The organism is Pseudomonas pichavaramensis (genome assembly GCF_050473265.1).
Classification (GTDB): Bacteria; Pseudomonadota; Gammaproteobacteria; order Pseudomonadales; family Pseudomonadaceae; genus Aquipseudomonas.
The window spans coordinates 56,257-82,354 of sequence record NZ_JBJKFJ010000006.1 but is presented as its reverse complement, the minus strand read 5'-3'; the positions used below and the strand labels follow the sequence as shown (position 1 = coordinate 82,354).

At 61.6% G+C, this 26,098-nt stretch carries 26 protein-coding genes and 2 tRNA genes; 11 read left to right on the top strand and 17 right to left on the bottom strand.

The window, feature by feature from the left end; translation table 11 throughout:
- Positions 1–20 precede the first annotated feature (20 nt).
- The gene (locus tag ACJRW5_RS11620; RefSeq protein WP_484570878.1) at positions 21–1,148 is read right to left on the bottom strand and encodes a M14 family metallopeptidase; all 1,128 of its coding nucleotides are present in this window, start codon (positions 1,146–1,148) and stop codon (positions 21–23) included.
- 152 nt (positions 1,149–1,300) lie between these two features.
- Between ACJRW5_RS11620 and ACJRW5_RS11615 the strand changes: the two genes are divergently transcribed.
- Entirely contained in the window at positions 1,301–1,837 is a 537-nt protein-coding gene (locus tag ACJRW5_RS11615) for a tetratricopeptide repeat protein (protein ID WP_484570664.1), read from the top strand.
- 3 nt (positions 1,838–1,840) lie between these two features.
- Here the strand turns inward: ACJRW5_RS11615 and ACJRW5_RS11610 are convergent, their stop codons facing one another.
- The 4 genes from ACJRW5_RS11610 to ACJRW5_RS11595 all read right to left on the bottom strand — a co-directional run bounded on the left by ACJRW5_RS11610 (position 1,841) and on the right by ACJRW5_RS11595 (position 4,360).
- A complete protein-coding gene (locus tag ACJRW5_RS11610; RefSeq protein WP_484570663.1) occupies positions 1,841–2,263 on the bottom strand; it encodes a YybH family protein in 423 nt (140 codons plus the stop codon).
- A gap of 13 nt (positions 2,264–2,276) precedes the next feature.
- The gene (locus ACJRW5_RS11605; protein ID WP_484570662.1) at positions 2,277–3,059 is read right to left on the bottom strand and encodes a DUF899 domain-containing protein; all 783 of its coding nucleotides are present in this window, start codon (positions 3,057–3,059) and stop codon (positions 2,277–2,279) included.
- 38 nt (positions 3,060–3,097) lie between these two features.
- Entirely contained in the window at positions 3,098–3,454 is a 357-nt protein-coding gene (locus ACJRW5_RS11600) for a YciI family protein (protein WP_484570661.1), read from the bottom strand.
- 189 nt (positions 3,455–3,643) lie between these two features.
- Positions 3,644–4,360 (bottom strand): UTRA domain-containing protein, encoded by a 717-nt coding sequence (locus ACJRW5_RS11595; RefSeq protein ID WP_484570660.1) that lies wholly within the window; start codon positions 4,358–4,360, stop codon positions 3,644–3,646.
- A gap of 314 nt (positions 4,361–4,674) precedes the next feature.
- Between ACJRW5_RS11595 and ACJRW5_RS11590 the strand changes: the two genes are divergently transcribed.
- From ACJRW5_RS11590 to ACJRW5_RS11565, 6 genes are all read left to right on the top strand, one after another.
- Entirely contained in the window at positions 4,675–5,733 is a 1,059-nt protein-coding gene (locus ACJRW5_RS11590) for an ABC transporter substrate-binding protein (protein ID WP_484570659.1), read from the top strand.
- 143 nt (positions 5,734–5,876) lie between these two features.
- Positions 5,877–6,683: an alkaline phosphatase family protein gene (locus tag ACJRW5_RS11585; RefSeq protein ID WP_484570658.1), complete on the top strand. Its 807-nt coding sequence runs from the start codon at positions 5,877–5,879 to the stop codon at positions 6,681–6,683.
- Positions 6,680–7,525 (top strand): ABC transporter permease, encoded by an 846-nt coding sequence (locus ACJRW5_RS11580; protein WP_484570657.1) that lies wholly within the window; start codon positions 6,680–6,682, stop codon positions 7,523–7,525. The genes ACJRW5_RS11585 and ACJRW5_RS11580 overlap by 4 nt, the downstream gene beginning before the upstream one ends.
- Before the next feature lie 139 nt (positions 7,526–7,664).
- Entirely contained in the window at positions 7,665–8,453 is a 789-nt protein-coding gene (locus tag ACJRW5_RS11575; RefSeq protein ID WP_484570656.1) for an ABC transporter permease, read from the top strand.
- Positions 8,450–9,436 carry an ABC transporter ATP-binding protein gene (locus ACJRW5_RS11570; protein ID WP_484570655.1) on the top strand — a complete coding sequence of 329 codons (987 nt, stop codon included), beginning with the start codon at positions 8,450–8,452 and terminating at the stop codon, positions 9,434–9,436. The genes ACJRW5_RS11575 and ACJRW5_RS11570 overlap by 4 nt, the downstream gene beginning before the upstream one ends.
- On the top strand, positions 9,436–10,089 hold the full coding sequence (locus tag ACJRW5_RS11565; protein ID WP_484570654.1) for an HAD family hydrolase: 654 nt from the start codon (positions 9,436–9,438) through the stop codon (positions 10,087–10,089). The genes ACJRW5_RS11570 and ACJRW5_RS11565 overlap by 1 nt, the downstream gene beginning before the upstream one ends.
- Before the next feature lie 115 nt (positions 10,090–10,204).
- Here the strand turns inward: ACJRW5_RS11565 and ACJRW5_RS11560 are convergent, their stop codons facing one another.
- On the bottom strand, positions 10,205–11,059 hold the full coding sequence (locus ACJRW5_RS11560) for a LysR substrate-binding domain-containing protein (protein ID WP_484570877.1): 855 nt from the start codon (positions 11,057–11,059) through the stop codon (positions 10,205–10,207).
- 142 nt (positions 11,060–11,201) lie between these two features.
- On the opposite strand from ACJRW5_RS11560, the gene ACJRW5_RS11555 reads away from it, so the two are divergent.
- On the top strand, positions 11,202–12,044 hold the full coding sequence (locus tag ACJRW5_RS11555) for a bifunctional allantoicase/(S)-ureidoglycine aminohydrolase (protein ID WP_484570653.1): 843 nt from the start codon (positions 11,202–11,204) through the stop codon (positions 12,042–12,044).
- Positions 12,045–12,184: 140 nt separating this feature from the next.
- On the opposite strand, the gene ahpF is transcribed toward ACJRW5_RS11555, so the two are convergent.
- The 3 genes from ahpF to ACJRW5_RS11540 all read right to left on the bottom strand — a co-directional run bounded on the left by ahpF (position 12,185) and on the right by ACJRW5_RS11540 (position 15,564).
- Positions 12,185–13,741: an alkyl hydroperoxide reductase subunit F gene (gene ahpF, locus ACJRW5_RS11550; RefSeq protein WP_484570652.1), complete on the bottom strand. Its 1,557-nt coding sequence runs from the start codon at positions 13,739–13,741 to the stop codon at positions 12,185–12,187.
- Positions 13,742–13,881: 140 nt separating this feature from the next.
- Positions 13,882–14,445: an alkyl hydroperoxide reductase subunit C gene (gene ahpC / locus ACJRW5_RS11545; protein WP_484570651.1), complete on the bottom strand. Its 564-nt coding sequence runs from the start codon at positions 14,443–14,445 to the stop codon at positions 13,882–13,884.
- Positions 14,446–14,601: 156 nt separating this feature from the next.
- Positions 14,602–15,564: a zinc-binding dehydrogenase gene (locus tag ACJRW5_RS11540; RefSeq protein WP_484570650.1), complete on the bottom strand. Its 963-nt coding sequence runs from the start codon at positions 15,562–15,564 to the stop codon at positions 14,602–14,604.
- A gap of 127 nt (positions 15,565–15,691) precedes the next feature.
- On the opposite strand from ACJRW5_RS11540, the gene ACJRW5_RS11535 reads away from it, so the two are divergent.
- Together ACJRW5_RS11535 and ACJRW5_RS11530 are read left to right on the top strand one after the other, a co-directional pair.
- Positions 15,692–17,773, top strand: coding sequence for a carboxy terminal-processing peptidase (locus ACJRW5_RS11535; protein ID WP_484570649.1), 2,082 nt, complete (start codon positions 15,692–15,694; stop codon positions 17,771–17,773).
- A 102-nt stretch (positions 17,774–17,875) separates the two neighbouring features.
- Positions 17,876–19,633: a bifunctional diguanylate cyclase/phosphodiesterase gene (locus ACJRW5_RS11530; protein ID WP_484570648.1), complete on the top strand. Its 1,758-nt coding sequence runs from the start codon at positions 17,876–17,878 to the stop codon at positions 19,631–19,633.
- On the opposite strand, the gene ACJRW5_RS11525 is transcribed toward ACJRW5_RS11530, so the two are convergent.
- From ACJRW5_RS11525 to ACJRW5_RS11495, 7 genes are all read right to left on the bottom strand, one after another.
- Positions 19,622–20,107, bottom strand: a complete 486-nt coding sequence (locus ACJRW5_RS11525; protein WP_484570647.1) for an SEL1-like repeat protein — start codon at positions 20,105–20,107, stop codon at positions 19,622–19,624. The genes ACJRW5_RS11530 and ACJRW5_RS11525 overlap by 12 nt on opposite strands.
- Entirely contained in the window at positions 20,100–20,465 is a 366-nt protein-coding gene (locus ACJRW5_RS11520) for a hypothetical protein (RefSeq protein WP_484570646.1), read from the bottom strand. Before ACJRW5_RS11520 ends, ACJRW5_RS11525 begins: the two co-directional genes overlap by 8 nt.
- Positions 20,462–20,785 carry a helix-turn-helix domain-containing protein gene (locus ACJRW5_RS11515; RefSeq protein WP_484570645.1) on the bottom strand — a complete coding sequence of 108 codons (324 nt, stop codon included), beginning with the start codon at positions 20,783–20,785 and terminating at the stop codon, positions 20,462–20,464. The genes ACJRW5_RS11520 and ACJRW5_RS11515 overlap by 4 nt, the downstream gene beginning before the upstream one ends.
- 140 nt (positions 20,786–20,925) lie before the next feature.
- Positions 20,926–21,369 (bottom strand): YkvA family protein, encoded by a 444-nt coding sequence (locus tag ACJRW5_RS11510; RefSeq protein ID WP_484570644.1) that lies wholly within the window; start codon positions 21,367–21,369, stop codon positions 20,926–20,928.
- A gap of 326 nt (positions 21,370–21,695) precedes the next feature.
- A complete protein-coding gene (gene bamJ, locus ACJRW5_RS11505; protein WP_484570643.1) occupies positions 21,696–22,427 on the bottom strand; it encodes a BamJ family beta-barrel-assembly machinery protein in 732 nt (243 codons plus the stop codon).
- Between the two features lie 187 nt (positions 22,428–22,614).
- A tRNA-Asp gene (locus ACJRW5_RS11500) sits at positions 22,615–22,691 on the bottom strand.
- A gap of 15 nt (positions 22,692–22,706) precedes the next feature.
- Positions 22,707–22,782 (bottom strand) — tRNA-Val (locus ACJRW5_RS11495).
- Between the two features lie 293 nt (positions 22,783–23,075).
- On the opposite strand from ACJRW5_RS11495, the gene rdgC reads away from it, so the two are divergent.
- Positions 23,076–23,996 carry a recombination-associated protein RdgC gene (rdgC, locus tag ACJRW5_RS11490; protein WP_484570642.1) on the top strand — a complete coding sequence of 307 codons (921 nt, stop codon included), beginning with the start codon at positions 23,076–23,078 and terminating at the stop codon, positions 23,994–23,996.
- Between the two features lie 213 nt (positions 23,997–24,209).
- Here rdgC and edd read toward each other — a convergent pair whose 3' ends face one another.
- Positions 24,210–26,033 (bottom strand): phosphogluconate dehydratase, encoded by a 1,824-nt coding sequence (gene edd / locus ACJRW5_RS11485; protein ID WP_484570641.1) that lies wholly within the window; start codon positions 26,031–26,033, stop codon positions 24,210–24,212.
- Between the last annotated feature and the right edge of the window lie 65 nt (positions 26,034–26,098).

Sequence of the window (26,098 nt, the reverse complement as noted above, 5' to 3'; positions counted from 1 at the left end):
GTTGAATCACGCCCAACTCATCAGCGCAGGGTTTTCACCATCTGCGCCAACACAGTCAACACATCTCGCCCTAACTGCTGCGAGCGTGCGCCGTTCCATCCGGTGCCCGGCTGCGGGCTGTCGTCGTGGTCCTTGAATGGCATCTCGATGGTGAAGGCCAGGCAGTCGAACGCCTGCCCAACGGCATTGCAGGCCAGAGTCAGGTTGGCCTGCCCTGGCGCGCTGCGCGGGTAGCCGAAACGGGTCTGGAATTCGGCGCCGATAGCAATAAGGCGACTGCGAAAGTCATCCTCCAGCCCTGCAAGACGCGGCGTATAACCAGGGTTGCCCTCACAACCAGCGGTGAACACGTGAGGGATTTCCTCATCGCCGTGGATATCAAGGAACAGATCGACGCCAATACGCTGCATATGCTGCAACACGAACAGCACTTCCGGACTGGTCTCGGAGTTGGCCGACTGCCAGGCGCGGTTGAGGTCCTGCCCGGCGTAATTGGTGCGCAGATGGCCGCGATAGGCGCCATCGGGATTCATGTTCGGCACCAGGTACAGCTCGGCCTCGGCCAGCAGTGCGGCGATCTCGCCATCCTCAGGGTCCTGCAGGCGCTCGATCAGCCCCTCCATGAACCATTCAGCCATGTGCTCACCCGGGTGTTGCTGGGCGATGATCCACAGTTTGCGCGGAGCAGCTACCTGGCTGCCGATACGCAGCAACTGGATGTCACGCCCTTCCAGACTACGGCCACAGGCCACCAGCTCGGCACCACGCTCCAGCGCCCCAGCAATCAGGCGCTCATGCCGGGCACGCGGATAGGGCTCGAAGTAGGCGAACCAGACCCGCTCATGCTCGGCCTGCAACTCGAAATGCAACTGCCCGTCGGTAAAGTGCGTCGGTACGCGAAACCAGTTCTGCTGGTCATAGCTCGCCACGGCCTGATAACCGTCCCAGGCCTGGTTGTAGGCCGACTGCCCGGCATTGGTCAGGCAGAATCCGTGGCGCTGGCCAACCTGCAGACCATCGACCTGAAAATGAAACCACTGAAAGTGATGACTGTTGAGGTCCGGCCGCATGGCCAGCAACACCCGTTGCGGGTCACTGGAGTCGAGAACCTGGATATTGCCACTGTCGAAATCCGCACTGATCTTCATGACTGCCTCGCATACGAAATCAGCCATCAGGATTGCAGCTAGTCGCTCAGGTGTGAAGTCGTCAGTGCATGAGCGGTGCAAGACGAACTATGGTGAGCAACGCTGGACTAACAGCAACTTGCCATCGAACATCAGCCAAGGAGTTCGCCGCCATGTCCATCTCGCTCACCCTTCGTTACGCCACCGGCGTCACGCTCGCGCTGGCACTGCTGGCAGGCTGCGCGGGACGCAGCCCGGAACCCGACACCCGCCCACAGGATGCGCAGAGCGAACAGCCCGCCGGCCAGGATCAACAGGAACAACTGCACCAGAAAGCTCAGGGTGGCGATCTGGAAAGCCAGTTCCAGCTTGGTAGCAGCTATTTCGTCGGTCAGCCGGAGAAGAACCTCAAGCAGGCCGAGTACTGGTGGAAACAGGCTGCCGACAAGGGCCATGCCATGGCCGCCGTGAGCCTCGCCTATCTCTATACCGGCCGCGATGCACCGGAGTTCGCCAACCAGCGCGACATGCTCAAGTACCTCAACCAGTCAGCGGCCGCCGGCAACCCCATGGCCCAGCACGTGCTCGGCAACCTCTATCGCCGCGGCGAAGGCGGCGTGCCGCGCGACCCCGACCAGGCCACCCGCCTTTACCGCAGCGCCTGCGAGCAGAACTATCAGGCCTCTTGCGCGGCGCTGGGGCGTCAGTAAGCGCTAGGGCTGTAGATCGAACAATGCCTTGCCGCTCTGCATGTCGCAGGGCGCCGAGAAGTGTTCGTGGAAGATCAGCCAGCGACCGCCCTCGCGGCGCAGGCATTGAGTCACCCGCATCCAGCAGGTTTCCAGTTCGCCCTTGTCATTGCTACCGCCGCAATGCAGCAGGTAATGCGTCACGCCAAGATCCCCCGAAAGGTTGAACGACGGCTCGTGCGGCTCGAACACACCAGGGCCGCTGCACATCTCCATGCAGGCCTGCCAGTGCGCCTGATACGCCGGGCGCCCCTGAAAACGCAGTGGAGCTACCGCGTCGTAGGAAACCAGATCTTCCACGTAGTGACTCATGATGCGCGTCACGTCCTTGCTACGGCAGGCGTCGACCCAGTGTTCGAGGGCGTCTTGCAGTTCGTGCTGACTCATGTCGATTCTCCTTTCAGGCCTTGTGGGCGCAGCAGTCGTGGCTTGCTGCGCTCTGTTCGTATTCGTCGTGCAGGCGCGTCCAGTTGAGCCCCTTGCCGTCCAGATCAGGCATGCCGTCCCACCCCTCACTGCGGCCAAAAGGCGTGAAGTCGAGTAAATGGAATGTGCTCATCAGCATCTCCACGCCTCGGCCGTAGCAGGAATAGGTGTGGTAGATGCGCCCGCCGTCGCGCAGGAACACGCTGACACCAGGCTGCTCGCCCTGGACGTGGTAGCTCTGCCCCAGGCGCAACAATTCGTCCTTGTCACGGTAGTTGTACTGCACCGGCGCGACCTGCTCGTCGCTGGTGACGTGGTAGTCGTAGTTGAACCGGCTACCGTACGAGCTGTACCAGGGCAGGTTCCAACCCATGCGCTTCTTGAAGGCATCGAGATCGGCCAGTGGCGCCCTCGACACCAGCACCAGATTGGTGTCGCGAGCATGCAGATGGGACTGATGGCCAATGTTATCCACCAAGCAGGAACAGCCGTCGCAGCCCTCGCCACGGTCCATGTGATACATGAAGTGGTAAACGATCAACTGGCTGCGCCCATGGAACAGCGCCTCCAGCCCGACCTCGCCCTGCGGGCCGATGAAACGGTAGTCCTCTTCCACCAGCACCATGGGCAGGGCGCGGCGGGCACGGTTCAGAGCATCACGCTGGCGGGTCAGCGCCTTCTCCTGCTCCAGCAACGATTTGCGGGCGGCGAGCCATTGCTCTCGCGTGGCGACTTCAGGCATGTAGCGACGGTCCATGACGATTCTCCTCGAACGGAAACGATGACAGCTCAGAGCTAAGCGCTTGGGTCGACATCCAGTTGACGAACCGGACGCACCTCCACGCAGCCGACACGAGCGGCAGGAATGTGACCGGCAAGCTGAATGGCCTCATTGAGATCGCGCGCCTCGACCAGATAAAAGCCCGCCAACTGCTCCTTGGTTTCGGCGAAAGGTCCATCGGTGATCGCCAGCTTGCCGCCACGCATACGCACCGTGGTCGCGGTCTGAACCGGCTGCAGGGCCTCGGCTGCGAGCATGCGTCCGCTGCCCTGCACCTGCTGGGCATAGGCATAGCACTCGCTGTCATGCGGACTATCGGGGGAGCTGTGCAGCTCCTGCTCGTTGGCATAGACAAGGCAGAGGTATTTCATGGCGCGCTCCAGTTCCTGTGGGATGGGTACTGGATAGTCGAACACGCCGCAGCCATTTCGACATTGGTCGGAAAAACATCGTCGAAGCTGACGAACGGTAGAATGCGCCGTGCCCGCCAGCCCCCGAACTACACCCGTCCTGCGCTGTTGATTCGAAGCCTGCCAGCAGCCTCGCTACGCGCAGCGCGCCTACTCAGGCACCTCGACACTGACGTGAATGGCGTCGTGACGCCAGAATTCCAGGTCGCAGTCGATGATGCGCCCATGTTGGTCGCGATTGACCCGGGTGATCCGCAATGCCGGGCTGCCAGCTGCCACGCGCAGGCTGGTCGCGGCCTCGGTATGCAGCGCAGTGGGCACCATGTCGAAGCGCACGCGGCCGTAGTGAATGCCGTATTCGCTGGCATACAGGTCGGTCAGTGAGCGGGTCAGGTCGAACTCGAGAATGCCGGGGAAGTACGCCGGATTCAGGTAGTGCTCGACGTACAGCACCAAACGCCCATCGATACGCCGTGCCCGGCACACCTGATAGACGCTGGACAATGCCGGCAGCGCCAGCAACTGACAGATCTGCGCACTGGCCGGAATCAAGCGCGCGCTCAGCACTTCGGTGGCCGGCACCCGGCCCTGCTCAGCGACCATGGCATGAAAATGAGTGCGCACCAGCGGGTTATAGGCCACCCGTTGCGGGGAGACGAACCAGCCTCGGCGCTCCTCGCGATAGACCAGCCCTTGCGCCTCCAGTTGGCTCAGTGCTTCGCGCAGGGTGATACGCGTGGTATCGAACAACTCACTGAGCTTGCGCTCGGCCGGCAACTTGCTGCCGGAGGGCAACAGGCCCCGGTCGATCTGCTCCTGCAATGCGCGGCAGATAACGGTGACCGCTCGTGGCGCTTCATCGCGCATCATTTTCCCCTTTGGACTAGTCCAGCCCCAATACGGGGCATAAGTCATTTGCTCAGACGGGTTACAAGACTAGGCAGTCTAGATGACTGATAGATGACAGCTTTGCTGCAAGCACGCCGCATGCCACAGCGATGACCGCTCACATCGAGCGAAATCAGCTACTTATCCATGGTCTACGCTTGATGAGCGCACCGGCCGGATACGCCTAGACATCTGCCACGGGCAACCGGACATAAAACTGTCATCGAAGGCGCCTAGATTGGCTCGGGTATTGCTGATCTAGACCAACACTCAAAACCGCAAAGGAGTTTCCGATGAAACAACTGCTGCTGGCTTCTCTGATGGGTTCGGCCATTGCTCTGGCCACTTCCGCCATGGCTGCAGGTACCGACCTGCAAGCGCTGGAACAAGCCGCTCGTGCCGAAGGCGCGGTCAATAGCGTGGGTATGCCCGACAGCTGGGCCAACTGGAAGGACACCTGGAACGACCTCAATAGCAAGTACGGCCTCAAGCACTCCGACACCGACATGAGTTCGGCACAGGAAATCGCCAAGTTCGCCGCCGAGAAGGACAACGCCACCGCCGATATCGGTGACGTCGGCGCGGCCTTTGGCCCCATCGCGGTGCAGCAGGGTGTGACCCAACCCTACAAGCCGAGCACCTGGGAGCAGATCCCGAGCTGGGCCAAGGATGCCGACGGCCACTGGATGCTGGCCTACACCGGCTCCATCGCGTTCATCGTCAACAAGCAACTGGTCAAGGACGTTCCAAAATCCTGGGCCGACCTGAAGAACGGCAAGTACCGCGTTGCCATCGGTGACGTCAGCGCCGCCGCGCAGGCGGTCAACGGCGTGCTGGCCGCTGCCATCGCCAATGGCGGCGACGAGAAGAACATCCAGCCGGGCCTGGACTTCTTCGGCGCCATCGCCGAGCAGGGCCGCCTGTCGCTGTCCAACCCGACCATCCAGACCCTGGAGAAAGGCGAAGTGGAAGTCGGCGTGGTGTGGGACTTCAACGGTCTGTCCTACCGCGACCAGATCGACCCGAGCCGCTTCGAGGTGCTGATCCCGTCTGATGGCTCGGTGATCTCCGGCTACACCACCATCATCAACAAGTACGCCAAGAACCCCAACGCGGCCAAGCTGGCGCGTGAGTACATCCTCTCCGACGCCGGCCAGATCAACCTGGCCAAGGGCAACGCCCGGCCAATCCGCGCCGAGCACCTGACCCTGCCGGCCGAGGTACAGGCCAAGCTGTTGCCCAACGAGCAGTACGCCAAGGTCCAGCCGATCAAGGATGCCGCTGCCTGGGAAGCCACCTCCAAGGCGCTGCCGCAGCTGTGGCAGGAGCACGTGATCATCAACATGGAATAACGCGTACGTTCGGTGGGAGGTGCTTGGGCGGCGACAATCGCGGCTGAAGCACCTCCCACAAGCCGTTCCTGATACGTGCAGGAGCGGCTGGGCAGCACTGCGCTTGTGCCGCGAAACGCTTCCATCGTTTTTCAGGATTTCCCATGCCTTCCAAGGTCATCCTCGTCGTGCTCGACGGCCTCAGCCATTCGGTCGCGCAACACGCCATGGGCCACCTGCACGCCTGGTGCGACGCAGGACGGGCGGCTTTCTACCGCCTGGACTGCGAACTGCCGGCGCTATCACGGCCGCTCTACGAAACCATCCTCACCGGCGTGCGGCCAATCGACAGCGGCATCGTGCACAACGATGTGTCGCGCCTGTCGCGCGAACACAGCCTGTTTCATTACGCCCGCGATGCCGGTCTGACGACCGCCGCCGCGGCCTATCACTGGGTCAGCGAGCTGTACAACCGCTCGCCCTTCGTCGCCGTCCGCGACCGCCACACCAGCGACCCGAGTCTGCCGATTCAACACGGCCACTTCTACTACGCCGACCATTACCCGGACTCGCACCTGTTCGTCGACGCCGAGAGCCTGCGCCTCAAACACGCCCCGAACCTGCTGCTGGTGCACCCGATGAACATCGACGACGCCGGCCACAAACACGGCCTGGACAGCGCGCAATACCGCAACAGTGCACGCATGGCCGATGTGTTGCTGGCCGACTATCTGCAGAACTGGGTCGATGCCGGTTATCAGGTACTGGTCACCGCCGATCACGGCATGAACGTCGACCGCTCGCACAACGGCCTGCTGCCGGAAGAACGCCAGGTGCCGCTGTTCGTCATTGGCGATGCATTCAGCCTCGATGCTGCGGCGCGCCCACAGCAGATCGAACTGTGCGGCAGCATCTGTCAGTTGCTCGGCGTGCCCCACGACAAACCCTACTGCGCGGAGTTGTTGAAATGAGCGCACCCTCTTCCCTGCGCCGTTGGCTGCCGCTGCTGTGCCTGCTGCCTTTCGCCGTGTTCTTTCTCGTGTTCCAGGTGGCGCCACTGCTGTGGGTGGCGGTCAATAGCCTGAACAGCCCCAACGGCTGGGGCCTGGGCAATTTCGAGAAGGTCTTCGCCTCCAGGTTCTATATGCAGGCGATCAAGCACAGCTTGCAGATCGCCTTCTGGTCGAGCCTGTTCGGCATGGCCATCGCCATCCTCGGCAGCTACTCGCTACGCCAGGTGGACTCCAAACTGCGCGACTTCGTCATCGCCTTTTCCAACATGACCAGCAACTTCGCTGGGGTGCCGCTGGCCTTCGCCTTCATCATCCTGCTCGGCTTCAACGGCGCGCTGACCCTGCTGCTGATCCAGGCTGGGTTGATCGAGAGCTTCAACCTGTATTCGAAGAACGGTCTGATCGTGCTCTACACCTACTTCCAGATCCCGCTCGGCGTGCTGCTGCTCTACCCCGCCTTCGACGCCCTGCGTCAGGACTGGCGCGAGTCGGCCGCACTGCTCGGCGCCGGCACCTGGGATTTCTGGCGGCACATCGGCCTGCCAGTGCTGACCCCGGCGCTGCTCGGCACCTTCGTCATCCTCCTGGCCAACGCCCTGGGCGCTTACGCCACGGTGTACTACCTGACCACCGGCAACTTCAACGTGCTGCCGATCCGCATCGCGGCGATGGTCTCCGGTGACATCTCGCTGGACCCGAACCTGGCCAGTGCCCTGTCGATGATCCTGGTCGGGCTGATGGTGCTGATCACCGTCGTCCATCAGTTGCTGTTAAGAAGGAGCAAGCATGTCACGCGCTAACAGGCCGTTTAAAAACGTAGGCGAGGCCGCCGATGCGAGGCAAAAACAGGCGAAAAAGCGGAGTTTACAAACTGTAAATGAGCATTTTGAGCCTGTTTTTAACGAAGCAGCGGCAACGCAGGTAGTTTTTAAACCGCCTGTGAAAGTCCCCACCGCCAGCCTTTATCACCGCATCGTGGTCTGGCTGCTGTTCTTCATCCTGCTGCTGCCACTGGCCGGCACCCTGCTCTACTCGCTGTCCACCAGTTGGTCGGCGACCATCCTGCCGGATGGTCTGACCCTGAAATGGTACGCAGAGCTGTGGAGCGACGAGCGTTTTCTGCGCGCCTTCGGCCAGTCGCTGCTGGTGTGCATCGGCGCCCTTGCGCTGTCGGTGGTGCTGATCCTGCCGCTGATGTTCGTGGTGCACTACCACTTTCCCAAGCTCGACACGCTGATGAACGTGCTGATCCTACTGCCGTTCGCCGTACCGCCGGTGGTGTCTTCGGTGGGCCTGCTGCAGCTCTATGGTTCCGGCCCGCTGGCGATGACCGGCACACCGTGGATTCTGCTCGGCTGCTACTTCACCATCGCCCTGCCGTTCATGTACCGCGCCATCAGCAACAACCTGCAGGCGATCAACCTGCGCGACCTGATGGACGCCGCCCACCTGCTCGGCGCCAGCACCTGGAAGGCTGCCTTTCTGGTGGTGCTGCCGAACCTGCGCAAGGGCCTGATGGTGTCATTGTTCCTGTCCTTCAGCTTCCTGTTCGGCGAGTTCGTCTTCGCCAACATGCTGGTCGGCACCCGCTATGAAACCCTGCAGGTGTACCTGAACAACATGCGCAACAGCAGCGGCCACTTCAACAGCGCGCTGGTGATCTCCTATTTCTTCTTCGTCCTGGTGTTCACCTGGGCGGCCAACCGTTTGAACAGGGACAAGGCATGAGCTTTCTGAGCATCCAGAACCTGCATAAAAGCTACGGCGACACCCGTATCTTCAGCGACATCAACTGCGAGATCGGCCAGGGCGAGTTCGTCACCCTGCTCGGCCCGTCCGGCTGCGGCAAGTCAACCCTGCTGCGCTGCATCGCCGGGCTGACTGGCGTCGATGGCGGGCAGATCCTCCTCGATGGCCAGGACCTGGTGCCGCTGACGCCACAGAAACGCGGCATCGGCATGGTGTTCCAGAGCTATGCGCTGTTCCCCAACATGACAGTGGCGCAGAACGTCGCCTTTGGCCTGCGCATGCAGAAGGTGGCCAAGGCCGAAAGCGCCAAGCGCGTGCAGGAAGCGCTGGACATGGTCGAGCTCGGCGAGTTCGCCACGCGCTACCCGCACCAGCTCTCCGGCGGCCAGTGCCAGCGCGTGGCCCTGGCCCGCTCGCTGGTCACTCGTCCGCGCCTGCTGCTGCTCGACGAGCCACTGTCAGCGCTCGATGCGCGCATTCGCAAACACCTGCGCGAGCAGATCCGCGCCATCCAGCAGGAACTGAACCTGACCACCATCTTCGTCACCCATGATCAGGAAGAGGCGCTGACCATGAGCGACCGCATCTTCCTCATGAACGCCGGCAAGATCGTCCAGAGCGGCGATGCCGAAACCCTCTATACCGCACCGGTCGACGCCTTCGCCGCCGGCTTCATCGGCAACTACAACCTGCTCGAAGCTGACGTAGCCAGCCGTTTGCTCGAACAACCGGTGAACTCACGCGTAGCCATTCGCCCGGAAGCCATCGCCTTTGCAGGCAGCGGCATCGCGGCCCAGGTCGTCAGCCACAGTCTGCTCGGCAACGTGGTTCGCTACCGCGTGGATGCGCGCGGCGTGGAGCTGTTCGTCGACGTGCTCAACCGCTCAGCGGACGAACTCTATGGCGCAGGCCAGCAGGTCAACTTGCAGATCGACGTCAGCGCAATTCGGGAGGTGGCGTGATGGCTCTGGTGATTTTCGATCTCGACGAAACCCTTATCCACGGTGACTGCTCCAGCCTGTGGACCCAGGAAATGGTGAAAATCGGCTGGGCTGACGGCGACTCCTTTATCGCCCATGAGCAGGAGCTGATGCGTCAATACGCAGCCGGCACTTTGGCCATGGAGGATTACATGGCCTTCACCCTGTCGCCGCTGGTCGGCCGCACGCCCGAGGAGGTCGCCCATGTGGTCGAGCCCTTCGTCGAGGACGTGATCGAACCGATCTTCTACAGCGACGCCAGCCGCTGCCTGGCCAAACATCGCGAGGCCGGCGACCGCCTGCTGGTGATCTCCGCCTCGGCGCATTTTCTGGTCAGCGCCATTGCCGCACGCTTCGGCATCGACGAGGTACTGGCCATTGATCTGGAGCTGCAGCATGGCTTCTACAGCGGGCGTACCGAAGGCGTGCTGACCTACCGCGAAGGCAAGGTGATCCGCCTGGAAAGCTGGTTGACCGAACAGGGCGAGAGCCTGGCCGGCGCCAGCTTCTACTCCGACTCACGTAACGACCTGCCGCTGCTCAAACTGGTGGACAAACCTTTCACCGTCAACCCAGACCCGACCCTGCGCGCCCATGCCGAACAGGCCGGCTGGCCGATACTCAGTTGGCGCTGATCCTATCGTAGGGTGTCGCGGGGCCGACCAGGCCGCGCGCACCGGCGTCCTCTGATACGTGCAGTCAACCATCGTGGCCCGCTGTTTCAAGGTGCGCACAGCGCACCCTACCCTGCTACGGGCTCATGATGCCTTCGCAGGCCTCGATCAACGCCGCCGCCAACTCACGCGCGTAGCCTGGCAACTGGTTGCGCGCGTGCAGGGCTACCTCCACCGGCGCGACCGGCGCGAAGCCTTCGGCCTCGCCCAGCTCGCGATGCTCAGCAGTAATCAAACGACGCGGCAGCAACGTCAGCCCCAACCCGCCTTCGGCTGCAGCGCTGACACCCGGCAGGCTGCTGCTGACATAGGCAATACGCCAGGGCCTGCCCATGGCATCCAGGGCGTGAGTCATCTCCAGGCGGTACAGGCCATTGGGCGGAAATACCGCCAGTGGCACCGGGTTACGCGCCAGCACCGGTCTTGCACGGCTGTCCAGCCAGGCCAAAGGTTCAGCCCAGCTGGCCAAGCCCTTGGCGCTGCCAGCACGCTGCTTTATCAGTGCCAGATCCAGCTCTGCGGCATTGAACGCACGCCATACGTCATGGCTGAGGCCACTGGTGATTTCCAAACGGATGCCAGGGTGCGCATCGGCAAAATCGGCCAGGTAAGGCGTCAGGCTGTTGGCGGCGAAGTCATCTGGAACCCCCAGACGCACCTCCCCCTCGACAGCGCTTTGCCCCAACGCCAGCATGGCTTCGTCCATCAACGCGACGATGCGATTGGCGTAACCGAGCAGACGCTCTCCCTCAGTGGTGGTCACCACGTAGCGGCCGCTGCGGTCTAGCAGCTCGGCGCCGATCTGCTCCTCCAGGCGACGCACCTGCTGGCTGACCGTGGATTGCGTCAGGTGCAGGCTGGCCGCAGCACGGGTGAAGCCACCGGTCTGCACCACGGCGAGAAAACTGCGCAACAGCACGGGATCGAGCATACCGGCACCCATCATGAAACCCACTGGCAGGGATTCTACTATTTAATTTCCGAATCCAGCCGCAAATTCCTATAGTGCATGGGAGACCGTTTTCCGCGCCGGGTCGATCCCGGCGCCTTTCACCCGCCGAGGCAATCTCTCGATGAGCAAATCGCCCTACTACTACGCCCCGCATGGTGGCCATCCCGGTCAGGAACAACTACTGACCGATCGCGCCATGTTCACCGAAGCCTATGCCGTGATCCCCAAAGGCGTGATGCGTGACATCGTCACCAGTCACCTGCCGTTCTGGGACAACATGCGCATGTGGGTCATCGCCCGCCCGCTGACCGGCTTCGCCGAGACCTTTTCGCAGTACATCGTCGAAGTCGCCCCCAACGGCGGCAGCGACAAACCCGAGCTGGACCCAAGCGCCGAAGGCGTGATCTTCGTCGTCGAAGGCACCTGCGACCTGACCCTGAACGGCACCCAGCACGCCCTGCGTCCGGGCAACTACGCCTTCATCCCGCCGCAGAGCGACTGGTCGCTGCGCAACAACAGCAGCGAAGCGGTGCGTTTCCACTGGCTGCGCAAGGCCTACCAGGCCGTTGAAGGTGTGCCTTACCCGGAAGCTTTCGTGACCCACGAGCAGGACATCGAACCGATCGTCATGCCCGGCACCGAAGGCCGCTGGAGCACCACGCGCTTCGTCGACATGAGCGACATGCGCCATGACATGCACGTCAACATCGTCAACTTCGAGCCGGGCGGCGTGATTCCCTTCGCCGAAACCCACGTCATGGAACACGGCCTGTACGTGCTGGAAGGCAAGGCGGTGTATCGCCTGAATCAGGACTGGGTCGAGGTAGAAGCCGGTGACTTCATGTGGCTGCGCGCCTTCTGCCCGCAGGCCTGCTACGCCGGTGGCCCGAGCCGCTTCCGCTACCTGCTGTACAAGGATGTGAACCGCCAGATGCCGCTGACTCTGGGCGGCCTCAAACGCTGAGGAAGATGACGCTGGTGTAGGGTGCGCCGTGCGCACCCGCAAAACCGAGGTATCGGTGCGCCCAGCGCACCCTACAAAGCGGCAGCCCTGAAAAGAAAGGCCACCCCGAGGGGTGGCCTTTGCGTTTCTGCAACAACTGATCAGCTGTGGCGGATCAGGTGGTCGAAGGCGCTCAGCGAAGCCTTCGAGCCCTCGCCCATGGCGATGACGATCTGCTTGTACGGCACAGTGGTCACGTCACCGGCAGCGAACACACCAGGGATGTTGGTCGCGCCCTTGGCATCGACGACGATCTCGCCGAAGCGGCTCAGCTCGACCGTGCCCTTGAGCCAGTCACTGTTGGGCAGCAAGCCGATCTGCACGAAGATGCCTTCCAGCTCGACGGTGTGCAGCTCTTCAGTGGTGCGGTCCTTGTAGACCAGACCGTTGACCTTCTGCCCGTCGCCTTTGACCTCGGTAGTCTGCGCGCTCTTGATCACGGTGACGTTCGGCAGGCTGTAAAGCTTCTTCTGCAGCACGGCGTCGGCACGCAGGGTGTCGGCGAATTCCAGCAGGGTCACGTGCGCCACCAGGCCAGCCAGGTCGATGGCCGCTTCGACGCCGGAGTTGCCACCGCCGATCACCGCCACGCGTTTGCCCTTGAACAGCGGGCCGTCACAGTGTGGGCAGAAGCATACGCCCTTGGCCTTGTATTCCTGCTCGCCGGGCACGCCCATCTCGCGCCAGCGAGCGCCGGTAGACAGGATCACGGTCTTGGCCTTGAGCGAAGCGCCGTTCTCGAACTTGACCTCATGCAGGCCGCCTTCGCTGCTGGCCGGTACCAGCGCGGAGGCGCGCTGCAGGTTCATCACGTCGACTTCGTATTCCTTGACGTGTTCTTCGAGGGCACGCACGAGTTTCGGCCCTTCGGTTTCCTTGACCGAGATGAAGTTCTCGATGGCCATGGTGTCGAGCACCTGACCGCCGAAACGCTCGGCGGCAATGGCGGTGCGGATGCCTTTACGCGCGGCGTAGATGGCCGCCGCAGCGCCAGCCGGGCCACCGCCGACCACCAGCACGTCGAAGGCTTCCTTGGCGCTCATCTTCTCGGCATCGCGGCTGCCGGCCTGGGTGTCGATCTTGGCGAGGATTTCCTTCACTTCCATGCGACCGGAAGCGAACACCTCACCATTCAGGTAGACGCTCGGCACGGCCATGATCTGGCGGCGTTCGACTTCTTCCTGGAACAGCGCACCATCGATGGAGACGTTGCGGATATTGGGGTTGAGTACTGCCATCAGGTTCAGCGCCTGGACCACGTCCGGGCAGTTCTGGCAGCTCAGCGAGAAGTAGGTTTCGAACTCGAATTTGCCTTCGATGTTCTTGATCTGCTCGATAGTTTCGGCGTCGAGCTTGGACGGGTGACCGCCCACCTGCAGCAGCGCCAGCACCAGCGAGGTGAACTCGTGGCCCATGGGGATACCGGCGAAAGTCAGGCCGATATTTTCACCCGGGCGATTGAGCGAGAACGACGGACGACGCGCGTCAGCACCATCGGTCTTGAGGGTGATCTTGTCGGTCAGGCCGACGATGTCATTGAGCAGTCCGAGCAGTTCCTGGGATTTCTCGCCATCATCCAGCGACGCGATGATCTCGAAGGGCACGGTGACCCGCTCCAGGTAGGCCTTCAGCTGGGTTTGCAGATTGGCGTCCAACATGATGGAAATCCTCAGGTAAATAGCAAATTGCGGACAAACAAACGCCCGGACGGATTGCGCCCGGGCGTTCGGGCACTTGCGGCTGGGTTACAGCCGGCGAAGCGCAGACGATGGGGGCCTTGCGACCCCGCAGGCAGATCTTAGATCTTGCCGACCAGGTCCAGGGATGGAGCCAGGGTCTTCTCGCCTTCTTTCCACTTGGCCGGGCAGACTTCGCCCGGGTGAGCGGCGGTGTACTGAGCAGCTTTCAGCTTGCGCAGGGTCTCGCCGACGTCACGAGCGATTTCGTTGGAGTGGATTTCCAGGGTCTTGATCACGCCTTCCGGGTTGATCACGAAGGTGCCACGCAGGGCCAGACCTTCTTCAGCGATGTGCACGCCGAAAGCGTTGGTCAGCTGGTGGGTCGGATCGCCGACCAGCGGGAACTGAGCCTTGCCAACGGCCGGCGAGGTTTCGTGCCAGACCTTGTGCGAGAAGTGGGTATCGGTGGTCACGATGTAGACCTCGGCACCAGCCTTCTGGAACTCGGCGTAGTTGTTGGCAGCGTCTTCGATTTCGGTCGGGCAGTTGAAGGTGAAGGCAGCCGGCATGAAGATCAGCACGGACCACTTGCCTTTCAGGCTCTCTTCGGTCAGCTCGACAAACTCACCAGCGTGGAAAGCGTTGACCTTGAACGGTTGAACTTGAGTATTGATGAGAGACATCTCTGACTCCTTCTGAGGTTTCTGTGAGGGGTGAAAAATCTACGGTTGCTATCTTAGCTACCTAATTGAAAAAAGCTTATTGATTACAGCCATGATATCGATTGAGTTCACCAATCGATGATTGAGCCCGCGCCAGACGCGGGCTACAGGCCTGGCTCAAACCAGGTTAGGATCAATCAGCAGCGCCAGTTTACCCGCGACTTGGTTACCAGCGAGTGTCTCGAACGCCACCTCACTGTCTTTGAGCGCAAAACTGCGCTCCAGTTGCGGCTTCAATCGACCTTCGGCAAATAGCGGCCACACCTGCTGCTGCAAGTCACGCAACAGATCAGCCTTGAATTGATCATCACGATTGCGCAGCGTCGAGCCGATCAGTTGGATACGCTTGCCAAGCACCTGTGCCAGATCCAGTTTGGCCTCGCGTCCGCCCATCAAACCGATGTTGACCCAGCGCCCATCGCGCGCCAGCACGTCGAGATTGAGGTCCGCGTACTGCCCACCGACAGGATCGAGAATCACATCGAACGGGCCGAAGTCCCGCAGGCTTTGCAGGTCCTCGGTTCTTAGAGCACCGCCCTGAGCTCCCAGCGCTTCGCAATATGCCAGACGCTCCGCAGACCCCACACTCACCCAGCAGGGACTGCCGAATGCCTTGCACAGCTGAATTGCCGCCGAGCCCACACCACTGGCCCCAGCATGCAGCAGCACCTTTTCCCCGGGACGCAAGGCCCCCAACTGAAACAGGTTGAGCCAGGCCGTCGCATAAACCTCCGGCACCACCGCAGCCTCGACCAGACTCAGCCCTTGCGGCACCGGCATGGCATGACGGGCATCGACCACCACCTCTTCGGCCATGGCACCGCTGGCGAGCAGACAGCAGACCCGATCACCGACCTGCCAGGCACTGCCGGCGCCCACTTCGATCACCAACCCGGAGCATTCCAGACCCAGCGCCGGGCTGGCCCCTGGCGGCGGCGGATAGAGCCCGGCACGCTGCAACAAGTCGGCTCTGTTAAGGCCTGCAGCAGCGACCTTCACCCGAATCTGCCCCGCGTCACAGGCCTGAGAAGGTTGTTCCAACCACTCCGCGCGCCCCTCGACGCCTTGCAATGCCTTCATGCTGCCTCCATAGTGCAAGTGAAACGAGCCGGCGCAGCGCGCCTGGCTTTCGTCTAGCGCCAACGGAACCTGGCGCCCTCAGATACGGCCTAATATGCGTTATCACCTGCCACTACGTCGAATCCGCATGAAACGCTCACTTGCAAGTACCGCCCTCGCCCTCTTCCTCGGCTTCAGTGCCTTGCCGCTGGCGGCCAAGACCACCACAGCGACCAGCTGGGACTACCTGCAGCCGGACCGCGATCAGGTGATCGCCAGCCTCAACGTAGTGGAGTTGCTCAAGCGCCATCACTACAACAAGCCGCCGCTCAATGACGAGCGTTCGGTTCAGGTCTACGACAACTACCTGAAGTTGCTCGACCCGTCCCGCAGTTACTTCACTGCCGGCGATATCGCCGAATTCAACCAGTGGCGCACCCAGTTCGACGACTTGCTGAAAAGCGGCAACCTCGAACCGGGTTTCACCATCTATCGCCGTCACCTGACCCGTCTGGAAGAGCGCCTGAATTTCGCCCTGGCGCAACTGGACAAGGGTGTCGACAAGATCGACTTCAGCGTGAACGAAGAGTTGCAGGTCGACCGAGAGAAAGCCCCTTGGGCGAAGGACCGCGCCGCACTCGATGATCTCTGGCGCAAACGCGTCAAGGATGAAGTGCTGCGTCTGAAGATCGCCGGCAAGGAAACCAAGGACATCCAGGAGCTGCTGACCAAGCGCTACAAGAACCAGCTCAAGCGCCTCAAGCAGACCCGTGGCGAGGACGTGTTCCAGGCCTACATCAATGCCTTCGCCACGACCTACGACCCTCACACCACCTACCTGTCGCCGGACAACGCAGAGAACTTCGATATCAACATGAGCCTCTCGCTCGAAGGTATCGGTGCCGTGCTGCAGAGCGATAACGAACACGTCAAGGTGGTGCGTCTTGTGCCTGCTGGCCCTGCTGAAAAGAGCAAGCAGATCGCTCCAGCGGACAAGATCGTTGGCGTGGCTCAAGGCAGCGACGAGATGGTCGACGTAATCGGCTGGCGCCTGGACGAAGTGGTCAAATTGATTCGCGGCCCGAAAGGCTCCACCGTGCGCCTGGAAGTCATCCCGGCCAGCAACCCGCCAACCGACCAGACCAGCAAGGTGGTTACCATCACTCGCGAGGCGGTCAAACTCGAAGAACAGGCCGCGAAGAAGAAGGTGCTGCATCTGACCCAGGACGGCCGCGACTACAAGCTCGGGGTGATCGAGCTGCCGGCCTTCTATCTCGACTTCAAGGCCTTCCGCGCTGGTGACCCCAACTACAAGAGCACTACTCGCGACGTCAAACGTCTGATCGACGAACTGCGCGAAGAAAAAGTCGATGGCCTGGTCATCGACCTGCGCAACAACGGCGGCGGCTCGCTGCAGGAGGCCACCGAACTGACCAGCCTGTTCATCGAACAGGGCCCGACCGTACTGGTGCGCAATGCCGACGGCCGTGTCGATGTGCTGGCCGACGAAAACAAGGGGATCTACTACAACGGCCCGCTGGCCGTACTGGTCAATCGCCTGTCGGCTTCCGCTTCGGAAATCTTCGCCGGTGCCATGCAGGACTATCACCGCGCGCTGATTCTCGGTGGCCAGACCTTCGGCAAAGGCACGGTGCAGACCATCCAGCCACTCAATCATGGCGAGCTCAAGCTGACCCTGGCCAAGTTCTATCGCGTATCGGGCCAGAGCACTCAGCACCAGGGCGTGCTGCCGGATATCGCCTACCCCGACGTGATGAATACCAAGGATATCGGCGAAAGCGCCCTGCCCGCCGCCATGCCCTGGGACAGCATCCGCCCGGCGATCAAGCCGGAACTGGACCCGATCAAGCCCTTCCTCAAGCAGTTGCAGAGCAAGCACGATCAGCGCACCGCGCATAATCCGGACTTCCTCTTCACCCGCGCCAGCATCGACCTGTCGAAGCAGCTAATGGCCGAAACCACGGTCAGCCTGAATGAAGCGAAGCGCCGGGCACAGCAAGCCGACATTGAGGCCAAGCAACTCAAGCTGGAGAACGATCGCCGCGTTGCCAAAGGCGAGAAACCGCTCGCGGAGCTCGCCAAGGAAGATGAGGACGCACTGCCGGTCGAAGAAGACAAGGGCAAGCCGGAAGATGATGCCTACCTCTCGGAGTCAGGGCATATTCTTATCGACTATCTGGGCCTGAATCCTTCTCTCGCGCTGCACTGACGACGAATTAACTAACGTCATCAAATTGTCATCGAACTGTCGTGAAATGCAGAGGCCGGCCTTAGAAGCCGGCCTCTTCGTTTCCGGCAGATCGAGAACACCATGACCGTCACCGAGCAGTTGAGCACCTTGGGGAACATCCTCGCTCACGGCGACCTCAGTAGCCTGTTCCAGCCCATCGTCTCGCTTTCCGAGCAGCGCATCCTCGGTTATGAGGCGCTGACCCGCGGCCCGTCCAACAGCCCGCTGCACTCCCCCCTGACACTCTTTGCCGTGGCTCGCCATGCTGGCCGCCTGAGCGAACTGGAGATGGCTTGCCGCAAAAGCGCCTGCGGCGGTTTCAGCGCTCTGGGCCTGGAAGGCAAACTGTTTCTCAACGTGTCTCCCGAGTCCTTGCTCGACCCCAGTCACCAGCCAGGGCGCACCCTGAAGCTGTTGCAGACATTCGGCATTCCACCCAGCCAGGTGGTGATCGAGCTCACCGAGCAATCGCCCACCGAAGACTTCGCACTGCTCGACAATGCCCTGCACCACTACCGCGCCATGGGCTTCTCCATCGCTCTGGATGACCTTGGCGCTGGCTACTCGAGCCTGCGCCTGTGGTCCGAGCTGCGCCCCGACTACGTGAAGATCGATCGCCACTTCATCGACGGCATTCACCAGGACGCCGTGAAGCGCGAATTCGTCGGCTCGATTCTGAAGATGGCCGAAGCCTCTCGCGCACAGGTCATCGCCGAAGGCATCGAGCTGAACGAGGAGCTGACGGTACTGGCCGAGATGGGCGTGGACCTGGTGCAAGGCTACCTGCTGAGCAGGCCACAGGAAAAACCGCCAAGGGATGCCCGGCAGCTGCTGCCACAGTTGCAGAGCGCCCAACAGGCCAGTCTCAACGAAGACAACCACGACCTGAGCGCCTTGCTCAACGAGCAGCCTGCAGTGGACCAACGCACCGCCATTGCCGAAGTGCTGGATCTGTTTCGCGCTCAAGCCAACCTGAACTCGTTGGCGGTACTGGACGACCAGCGCCAGCCCGTCGGCATCGTCCACCGCCACTCGCTCTCCGAAGCATTGCTGAAGCCCTTCGCGACCGACCTGTTCGCGCGCAAACCGATCAGCCGGCTGATGAGCCAGGATTTTCTCGCAGTAGAACTGACGCAATCACTGCAGAAGGTCAGCCGTCTACTTACCAGTCGCGCACGACAGCGGATCGAAGAAGACTTCATCATCATCCAGGGCGGCCGCTATCTTGGCCTGGGTAGGGTGATCGATGTGCTCAAGCTGATCACCGAGCAGAAGTTGCAACAGGCGCGTCACGCCAACCCGCTGACCCTGCTGCCGGGCAACGTACCCATTCAGCAGTGCCTGAGCCGACTTTTGCAGCAACAACGCGAAGCCGCTGTTTGCTACGTCGACATCGACAGCTTCAAACCCTTCAACGACCTCTATGGCTATGCCAAGGGCGACGAGGTGCTGCTGTGCCTGGCGCAGTGCCTGAACGAACGGGTAGACCCGGCGCGCGACTTCGTCGGTCATATCGGTGGCGATGACTTCATGCTGGTACTCGGCTCGGCCGACTGGCGGGAAAAACTTGGCCGCCTGATCGAGGACTTCCAGAATCAGTGCCGACGCTTCTATCGTGAAGAGCACCTGCAGGCCGGCTGTTTCATCGCTCACAACCGCCACGGTCAGCGCCAGGAATATGCGCTGCTGTCACTGTCAATCGGCGTGGTGCACGTGAAGTCGGAGGATTGCCTGCAACTCGATGCTTCGCGCCTGGCCGAACTGGCCTCGGATGCCAAGCGCCAGGCCAAAGCCGTGCCTGGCTACAGCCTGCATATCCTGGCGGGATCAACCGCCTGAGGAAAGTGGCGCCTGCGCCTGCGCGGCGTAGCGCTCGGCCAGTGCCTGATCAGGCGCAACGCCAGGCGCACCCTCAAGATACAGTTGACTCAGGCGGCGAGCAGCCAGGGGATGGCCAGCAGCCAGTGCCATCTCCCACCAGCGCAGCGCCTGCGCGCCATCCGGTGCCTGTCGCGTGTCGCCCTGCAGCGACTGCACACCCAGTTGATAGGCGGCCTTGCCGTCCCCGGCGCTGGCGGCCAGACGCAACAGCCTCAGCCCTTCCTCACGCGCCCCAAGGCCCTGACCGCGAAACAGCAGGATATGGCCGTAGAAGCTCTGCGCCGCGGTGTCACCCAGATTGGCCATGCGTCCGTACTGGCCCTGCATCCATTGCCAGAGACGCGGCTGACGCAGGGTCCATGGCCAATGGAACAGGCGTCGGGCCAGCCAGTAGCCGAGACGTGCACGCGCCTGCCAAAGCAGCCTAGACATCGGCTGGATAATCGAATTCGAACACCCTGACCACCTCTGCGGCATGCCAGGATGCGGCAGCCACACCATCGGACGCGCCACTGAAGCGCCCCAGGCGCATCACGCAGTCGAAGAAACCGGTACGCGGCAGACGGCTGGCCCCCTGGCTGATGACCAGCGCGCTACGCAGTGGCCGCTCGGCGCGGGCATCCAGGGCCGCCAGGTGCTCCAGCGCCGCGGTTAGCGTCTGCATGGCCGGTGTCGGCAGGTCGAGACGCTCGATCAGCGCACGGTAGGTCAACAGATGACGCTGGCGACGCGCATCATCGAGTTCGGTAAGCAACGCCTGCCAGTGCTGGCGACTGATACGTACGCTCAAGACCAGCCCTCCAGCCCCAACTCCCAGGCCAGCGAGCGCAGGATGGCTGCATCGGGTTGACGCTCGCCGCTCTCGATCATCGCCAGATAGTGCGGGCTGATGCCAACACTACGCGCCAGAGCCTCTGCGCTCAGCCCTTTGCCCTCACGCAGCATCCGCAGCTGATCGAGACCAGGCTTCACGCTCTCCGGAGCAGGCCAGTCGCCAGCGGGTTCGATGACAGGCAAGCGCCCTGCGGCCCGCAGCAGAGCCTGATAATCGGCCCAAGGCAATACCGCATACTCCGGCTCACCATCGCGGGCAATGATTTGCACACTCATGAATCTCTCCGTTGGAAAGCAGGACCCTGTCGATCCTTTCCTTGCGAGGTGCCATCTTAACAGGGGTACGGCGCCTGAAGCGTGATCCATGCAAACAGGCGGCAAAGTCCTCCGGGCCTCGCCGGTCAGGTGCGTAACGATCAGGAATGCAAGAGATCGCCACCCTGCTCGTCTGGCAGGTGTTCGATAAGCGCCAGCTCCTCTGGAGTCTGCTTATCACGCCAGGCCTTGAATGCATCGAGCTCACCCTTCCAGGTACGCATCACCCAGGCCAGTACCGCCAGATCATCGACGAAGCCGACACCCACCAGCCAGTCCGGGATGGCATCCAAAGGTGTGATGAAGTACAGAAGTGCAGCTACTACCATCAGTAATGCCTGGCTGCTGATCTGACGATAGTCGCCCTTGAACCAGGCCAGGCTGAGCGCACGTAATAGTTGCAGATCATCCTTGAGCGCGGCAAAGCGCTGGCACTGCGGCGTGCGCTTGTCACCCAACGCACGCAGCAACTCGGGCAGGCGTCCCTCTCGAAGAAAGCGAGCTGCCAAAGGCAGGTAACGCGTCAGTTTCCACGGTGTTTTCATTGTGCCTCCTCGGCAAGCCAGGCATTACCTGGGCTTGCTTCGCTTATCCACCGAAGCTGTGGATAAATCTGTGCAAATACTTTCGACAAGCTTATCAAAGCCCCGTGGCATGGGGCCTCCACTCAGATCGGGCATTTTTTATACAGCATATAAAATCCATGAAAATCAACGAGTTGCGGATTGACATGGAAGCCCACCAACGGTAGTGCAACCTTGTTAGGAATGTTTCCCATGATGTGCATAAGCGTAACACCGCATCTACCACCCCTAGCCCAGAAACGACAACGCCCCGTCAAGACGGGGCGTTGTCGTGAAGCCGTGAAGTGTTACTGCGCAGCCGGCTCGGCTGGCTCTGCATCAGAAGCCTGGTCCTTGATACCGATCAGTTCCAGGTCGAACACCAGCACCGAGTTGGCCGGAATGGCCGGGGACGGGCTCTGTTCGCCGTAGGCCAGCTCGCTGGGGATGTACAGTTTGTACTTCTCACCCACATGCATCAGCTGCAGGCCTTCCACCCAACCCGGAATCACGCCGCCGACCGGCAGATCAATGGGGCTACCGCGAGCGACGGAGCTGTCGAAGACGCTGCCATCGGTAAGCTTGCCTTCGTAGTGAACAGTCACCACGTCGCTTTCCTTCGGTTGCGCACCTTCGGTCTTCTTGATCACTTCATACTGCAGGCCGGACGGCGTGGTCACGACGCCTTCACGCTTGCCATTCTCTTCAAGGAATTTCTTGCCGGCTTCAGCGGCTTCCTTGTTCAGCGCGGTCATGCGCTCTTCAGCACGGTTCTGCAGGAAGGAGAAGGCTTCGATCATGTCTTCATCCTTGATGCGCGGCTCTTTCTTCGCCAGCGCGTCTTCGATGCCCTGGGCGACGGCCTTGGAGTCCAGATCGTCCATCCCTTCCTCGGACAGACTGCGACCCATGTTCAGGCCGATGCCGTAGGAGGCTTTCTGTGCGGGGCTCTTGAGTTCGACTTCGCTGGTTTGCGAATCGCAACCGGCAAGCACCAGGCCTACCAGAGCAACCGCTGCCGCCAAACGATGCTGTTTCATGCTTGTTCCTTGTAGATGCGCCCGAAGGCCGTCGTGTGAAAGCGCGAGCTTAGCAGTACGCCGCAATCACTGGCTACGGCATAGGAGCCGAGCAATGCGCATAAGTTCAAGCAAACAAAGGATTTTTTCGAAGATCTCGGGCGAATACCGAAGCGTTGTCACAGGAGGGGATGAAGCGAGGAGAGAATGGCGCAGCGGACGGGACTCGAACCCGCGACCCCCGGCGTGACAGGCCGGTATTCTAACCGACTGAACTACCGCTGCGCGTAACTGCGAGATTGGTGGGTGGTGACGGGATCGAACCGCCGACCCTCTGCTTGTAAGGCAGATGCTCTCCCGGCTGAGCTAACCACCCCATTCACTCTCGAAGTGGGGCGCATTTTAGAGAGCGTTCCGAACCTTGGCAAGCCCTCTTTGCAAAAAAATTTACCGCCCCAGCAAGAACTTAGGTGATACCTGCGAATTTTCTCAGCGCACCGTGGTCAGGGTTGGCCTGAGCTCGCCAGCAGAGAATAATGCGCGCTCTATCGAGTGGACGAATCATTGTCCGTTACCTTTATCCGTCGCTACGCGCCTCCTTTCTGAAACGGGAAAGGTCAATGGATGGCGCCGCCTTGTGACCCAACACCAATGGAGAGTCCCCCGCTCATGTGGTTTCGTAACCTGCTGGTCTACCGCCTTACCCAGGACATCCCTTTCGACGCCGAAGCACTGGAAGCTGCGCTGGCCAGCAAACCGGCGCGCCCCTGTGCCAGCCAGGAGCTGACCACCTACGGCTTCAGCGCGCCCTTCGGCAAAGGCGCCGATGCGCCGCTGGTGCATGTCAGCGGTGACTTCCTGCTGATCGGCGCACGCAAGGAAGAGCGCATCCTGCCGGGCTCGGTGGTGCGTGACGCCCTGAAGGAAAAGGTCGACGAAATCGAAAACACCCAGATGCGCAAGGTGTACAAGAAAGAGCGCGACCAGATCAAAGACGAGATCGTGCAGACTTTCCTGCCGCGCGCCTTCATCCGCAAATCCGGCACGTTCGCCGCCATCGCACCGAAGCAAGGCCTGATTCTGGTCGACAGCGCCAGCGCCAAGAAAGCCGAGGATCTGCTCTCTACCCTGCGCGAAGCCATCGGATCGCTGCCGGTGCGCCCGCTCTCGGTGAAGATCGCGCCGACTGCCACCCTGACCGACTGGCTGAAGAACCAGAGCGCTGCCGAAGGCTTCTTCGTGCTCGACGAGTGCGAGCTGCGCGACACCCACGAGGACGGCGGTGTGGTGCGCTGCAAGCGCCAGGACCTGACCAGCGAGGAAATCCAGCTGCACCTGTCCACCGGCAAGCAGGTCACCCAACTGTCGCTGGCCTGGCAGGACAAGCTGTCGTTCGTACTGGACGACAAGCTGACCATCAAGCGCCTGCGCTTTGAAGACGTGCTGCAGGAGCAAGCCGAGCAGGACGGTGGCGATGACGCGCTGGCTCAGCAGGACGCGAGCTTCGTTCTGATGATGATGACCTTGGTGGAGTTCCTCCCGGAACTGTTCACCGCGCTGGGCGGCGAAGAAATTCCGCAAGGCATCTAAAGCAAGACACAGGCCTGAACAGGTAGGAGCGGCGCCCCGCTGCGAATCAGGGCGAAGGCCCCATTGATGAAGCTTCGCTCCGAGGCGGGGCGCCTACCCAAAGCAGCTTGAAAGACCTTGCCGGACGGCATCAGGATAGGCGGGGCAACCCGCCGACTCCAAAACGGCGCCTGAACAATAGCCCGGATTTCAGCCGGGCTATTTTGTGTCGGCTCAGACCAGCGATTCCAGGCTCTCGGTAAAGGCACTGGCGCCCTGCTCCGCCGTGCTGAAGCTCTGGCGCATGAAGGCAAACAACTCACGCCCACAACCAATTGCCGGAACAGGCCGCAGTGCCGGCTCACGCGCTGCGAACTCAGCCTCATCGACCTGCAACAACAACTGTCCGCTGCGACCATCGACGCGAATCAGGTCGCCGTCACGCACTCGCGCCAACGGCCCACCATCAAAAGCCTCCGGGCACACATGGATTGCCGCCGGGATCTTGCCCGAGGCGCCGGACATGCGCCCATCGGTCACCAGCGCCACCTTGAAGCCGCGATCCTGCAGCACGCCCAGGTAAGGCGTCATCTTGTGCAGCTCCGGCATGCCGTTGCAGCGCGGCCCCTGGAAACGCACCACGGCAACGAAATCGCGCTCCAATCTGCCTGCCTTGAACGCTTCCACAAGTTCCAGCTGATCTTCGAAGACCAGTGCCGGCGCTTCAACCACCTGATGTTCCGGCGCCACCGCGGACACCTTCATCACACCGCGCCCGAGATTACCCTGCATCAGGCGCAGACCGCCCTCGGCCGAGAACGGTCGCGCCACCGGGCGCAGGACATTTTCCTCGAGGCTTTTGTCGGGGCCGTCACGCCAGACCAGTTTGCCATCCTCGAGAAAAGGCTCCCGGGTGTAACGCGACAAGCCGCGCCCGGCTACGGTATTGACCTCTTCATGCAACAGCCCGGCTTCGAGCAGTTCGCGAATCAGGAAGGCCATACCGCCGGCGGCCTGGAAATGATTGATGTCAGCCTTGCCATTGGGATAGACGTGCGCCAGGGTCGGCACCACCTCGGACAGATCAGCCATGTCCTGCCAGGTCAGCAGAATACCGGCAGCACGCGCAATGGCCGGCATGTGCAAGGTGTGGTTGGTCGAACCGCCGGTGGCATGCAGGGCGACGATGGAGTTGACCAGGCAGCGCTCGTCGACGATTTCCCCGATGGGCATGAACTGCCCACTCTGCCGGGTCATGCGCGTGACCTGCTGCGCCGCTTCACGGGTCAACGCGTCGCGTAGCGGCGTGCCCGGATTGATGAAGGAGGCGCCCGGCAGATGCAGGCCCATCACCTCCATCAGCAACTGGTTGGTGTTGGCAGTGCCATAGAAGGTGCAGGTGCCTGGCCCGTGGTAAGCGGCCATTTCCGCCGCCAGTAGCTCATCGCGGGTCGCCTTGCCTTCGGCGTAGCGCTGGCGCACATCGGCCTTTTCCTTGTTGGAAAGGCCCGAAGTCATCGGTCCCGCCGGCACGAACAACGAAGGTAGATGACCGAAACGCAGCGCGCCCATCACCAGCCCCGGCACGATCTTGTCGCACACACCCAAGTACAACGCGGCATCGAACATGTTGTGCGACAGCGCCACGGCGGTGGACATGGCGATCACCTCACGGCTGGCGATGCCCAGCTCCATGCCCGGCTCGCCCTGGGTGACACCATCGCACATGGCCGGCACGCCGCCGGCGAACTGCCCGACCGAACCGAGTTCGCGCAGGGCCTGCTTGATCTGTTCGGGAAAGGTCTCGTAAGGCTGGTGCGCCGACAGCATGTCGTTGTAAGCAGAAACAATGGCCACGTTGGCTGCATCCATCAGACGCAGTGTTTGCTTGTCCTGACTGCCACAACCGGCAACACCGTGAGCGAAGTTGGCACATTGCAGCTTGCCCCGCTGCGGGCCTTCACTGGCGGCCGCACGGATCATCTCAAGGTAGCGCTGGCGCGTGGCGCGGCTGCGCTCGACAAGACGTTGGGTCACTTCAACAACGCGGGGGTGCATGGGGAGTCTCCAGGCTAGCTGCTAGCGTCTGTTTGTATTTACAACAAAATATTGCCATCCAGTGC

Coding starts and splice junctions, on each gene's coding strand:
- ACJRW5_RS11620 (WP_484570878.1), bottom strand. CDS start 1,148: ATGAAGATCAGTGCGGATTTCGACAGTGGCAATATCCAGGTTCTCGAC.
- ACJRW5_RS11615 (WP_484570664.1), top strand. CDS start 1,301: ATGTCCATCTCGCTCACCCTTCGTTACGCCACCGGCGTCACGCTCGCG.
- ACJRW5_RS11610 (WP_484570663.1), bottom strand. CDS start 2,263: ATGAGTCAGCACGAACTGCAAGACGCCCTCGAACACTGGGTCGACGCC.
- ACJRW5_RS11605 (WP_484570662.1), bottom strand. CDS start 3,059: ATGGACCGTCGCTACATGCCTGAAGTCGCCACGCGAGAGCAATGGCTC.
- ACJRW5_RS11600 (WP_484570661.1), bottom strand. CDS start 3,454: ATGAAATACCTCTGCCTTGTCTATGCCAACGAGCAGGAGCTGCACAGC.
- ACJRW5_RS11595 (WP_484570660.1), bottom strand. CDS start 4,360: ATGCGCGATGAAGCGCCACGAGCGGTCACCGTTATCTGCCGCGCATTG.
- ACJRW5_RS11590 (WP_484570659.1), top strand. CDS start 4,675: ATGAAACAACTGCTGCTGGCTTCTCTGATGGGTTCGGCCATTGCTCTG.
- ACJRW5_RS11585 (WP_484570658.1), top strand. CDS start 5,877: ATGCCTTCCAAGGTCATCCTCGTCGTGCTCGACGGCCTCAGCCATTCG.
- ACJRW5_RS11580 (WP_484570657.1), top strand. CDS start 6,680: ATGAGCGCACCCTCTTCCCTGCGCCGTTGGCTGCCGCTGCTGTGCCTG.
- ACJRW5_RS11570 (WP_484570655.1), top strand. CDS start 8,450: ATGAGCTTTCTGAGCATCCAGAACCTGCATAAAAGCTACGGCGACACC.
- ACJRW5_RS11565 (WP_484570654.1), top strand. CDS start 9,436: ATGGCTCTGGTGATTTTCGATCTCGACGAAACCCTTATCCACGGTGAC.
- ACJRW5_RS11560 (WP_484570877.1), bottom strand. CDS start 11,059: ATGCTCGATCCCGTGCTGTTGCGCAGTTTTCTCGCCGTGGTGCAGACC.
- ACJRW5_RS11555 (WP_484570653.1), top strand. CDS start 11,202: ATGAGCAAATCGCCCTACTACTACGCCCCGCATGGTGGCCATCCCGGT.
- ahpF (WP_484570652.1), bottom strand. CDS start 13,741: ATGTTGGACGCCAATCTGCAAACCCAGCTGAAGGCCTACCTGGAGCGG.
- ahpC (WP_484570651.1), bottom strand. CDS start 14,445: ATGTCTCTCATCAATACTCAAGTTCAACCGTTCAAGGTCAACGCTTTC.
- ACJRW5_RS11540 (WP_484570650.1), bottom strand. CDS start 15,564: ATGAAGGCATTGCAAGGCGTCGAGGGGCGCGCGGAGTGGTTGGAACAA.
- ACJRW5_RS11535 (WP_484570649.1), top strand. CDS start 15,692: ATGAAACGCTCACTTGCAAGTACCGCCCTCGCCCTCTTCCTCGGCTTC.
- ACJRW5_RS11530 (WP_484570648.1), top strand. CDS start 17,876: ATGACCGTCACCGAGCAGTTGAGCACCTTGGGGAACATCCTCGCTCAC.
- ACJRW5_RS11525 (WP_484570647.1), bottom strand. CDS start 20,107: ATGTCTAGGCTGCTTTGGCAGGCGCGTGCACGTCTCGGCTACTGGCTG.
- ACJRW5_RS11515 (WP_484570645.1), bottom strand. CDS start 20,785: ATGAGTGTGCAAATCATTGCCCGCGATGGTGAGCCGGAGTATGCGGTA.
- ACJRW5_RS11510 (WP_484570644.1), bottom strand. CDS start 21,369: ATGAAAACACCGTGGAAACTGACGCGTTACCTGCCTTTGGCAGCTCGC.
- bamJ (WP_484570643.1), bottom strand. CDS start 22,427: ATGAAACAGCATCGTTTGGCGGCAGCGGTTGCTCTGGTAGGCCTGGTG.
- rdgC (WP_484570642.1), top strand. CDS start 23,076: ATGTGGTTTCGTAACCTGCTGGTCTACCGCCTTACCCAGGACATCCCT.
- edd (WP_484570641.1), bottom strand. CDS start 26,033: ATGCACCCCCGCGTTGTTGAAGTGACCCAACGTCTTGTCGAGCGCAGC.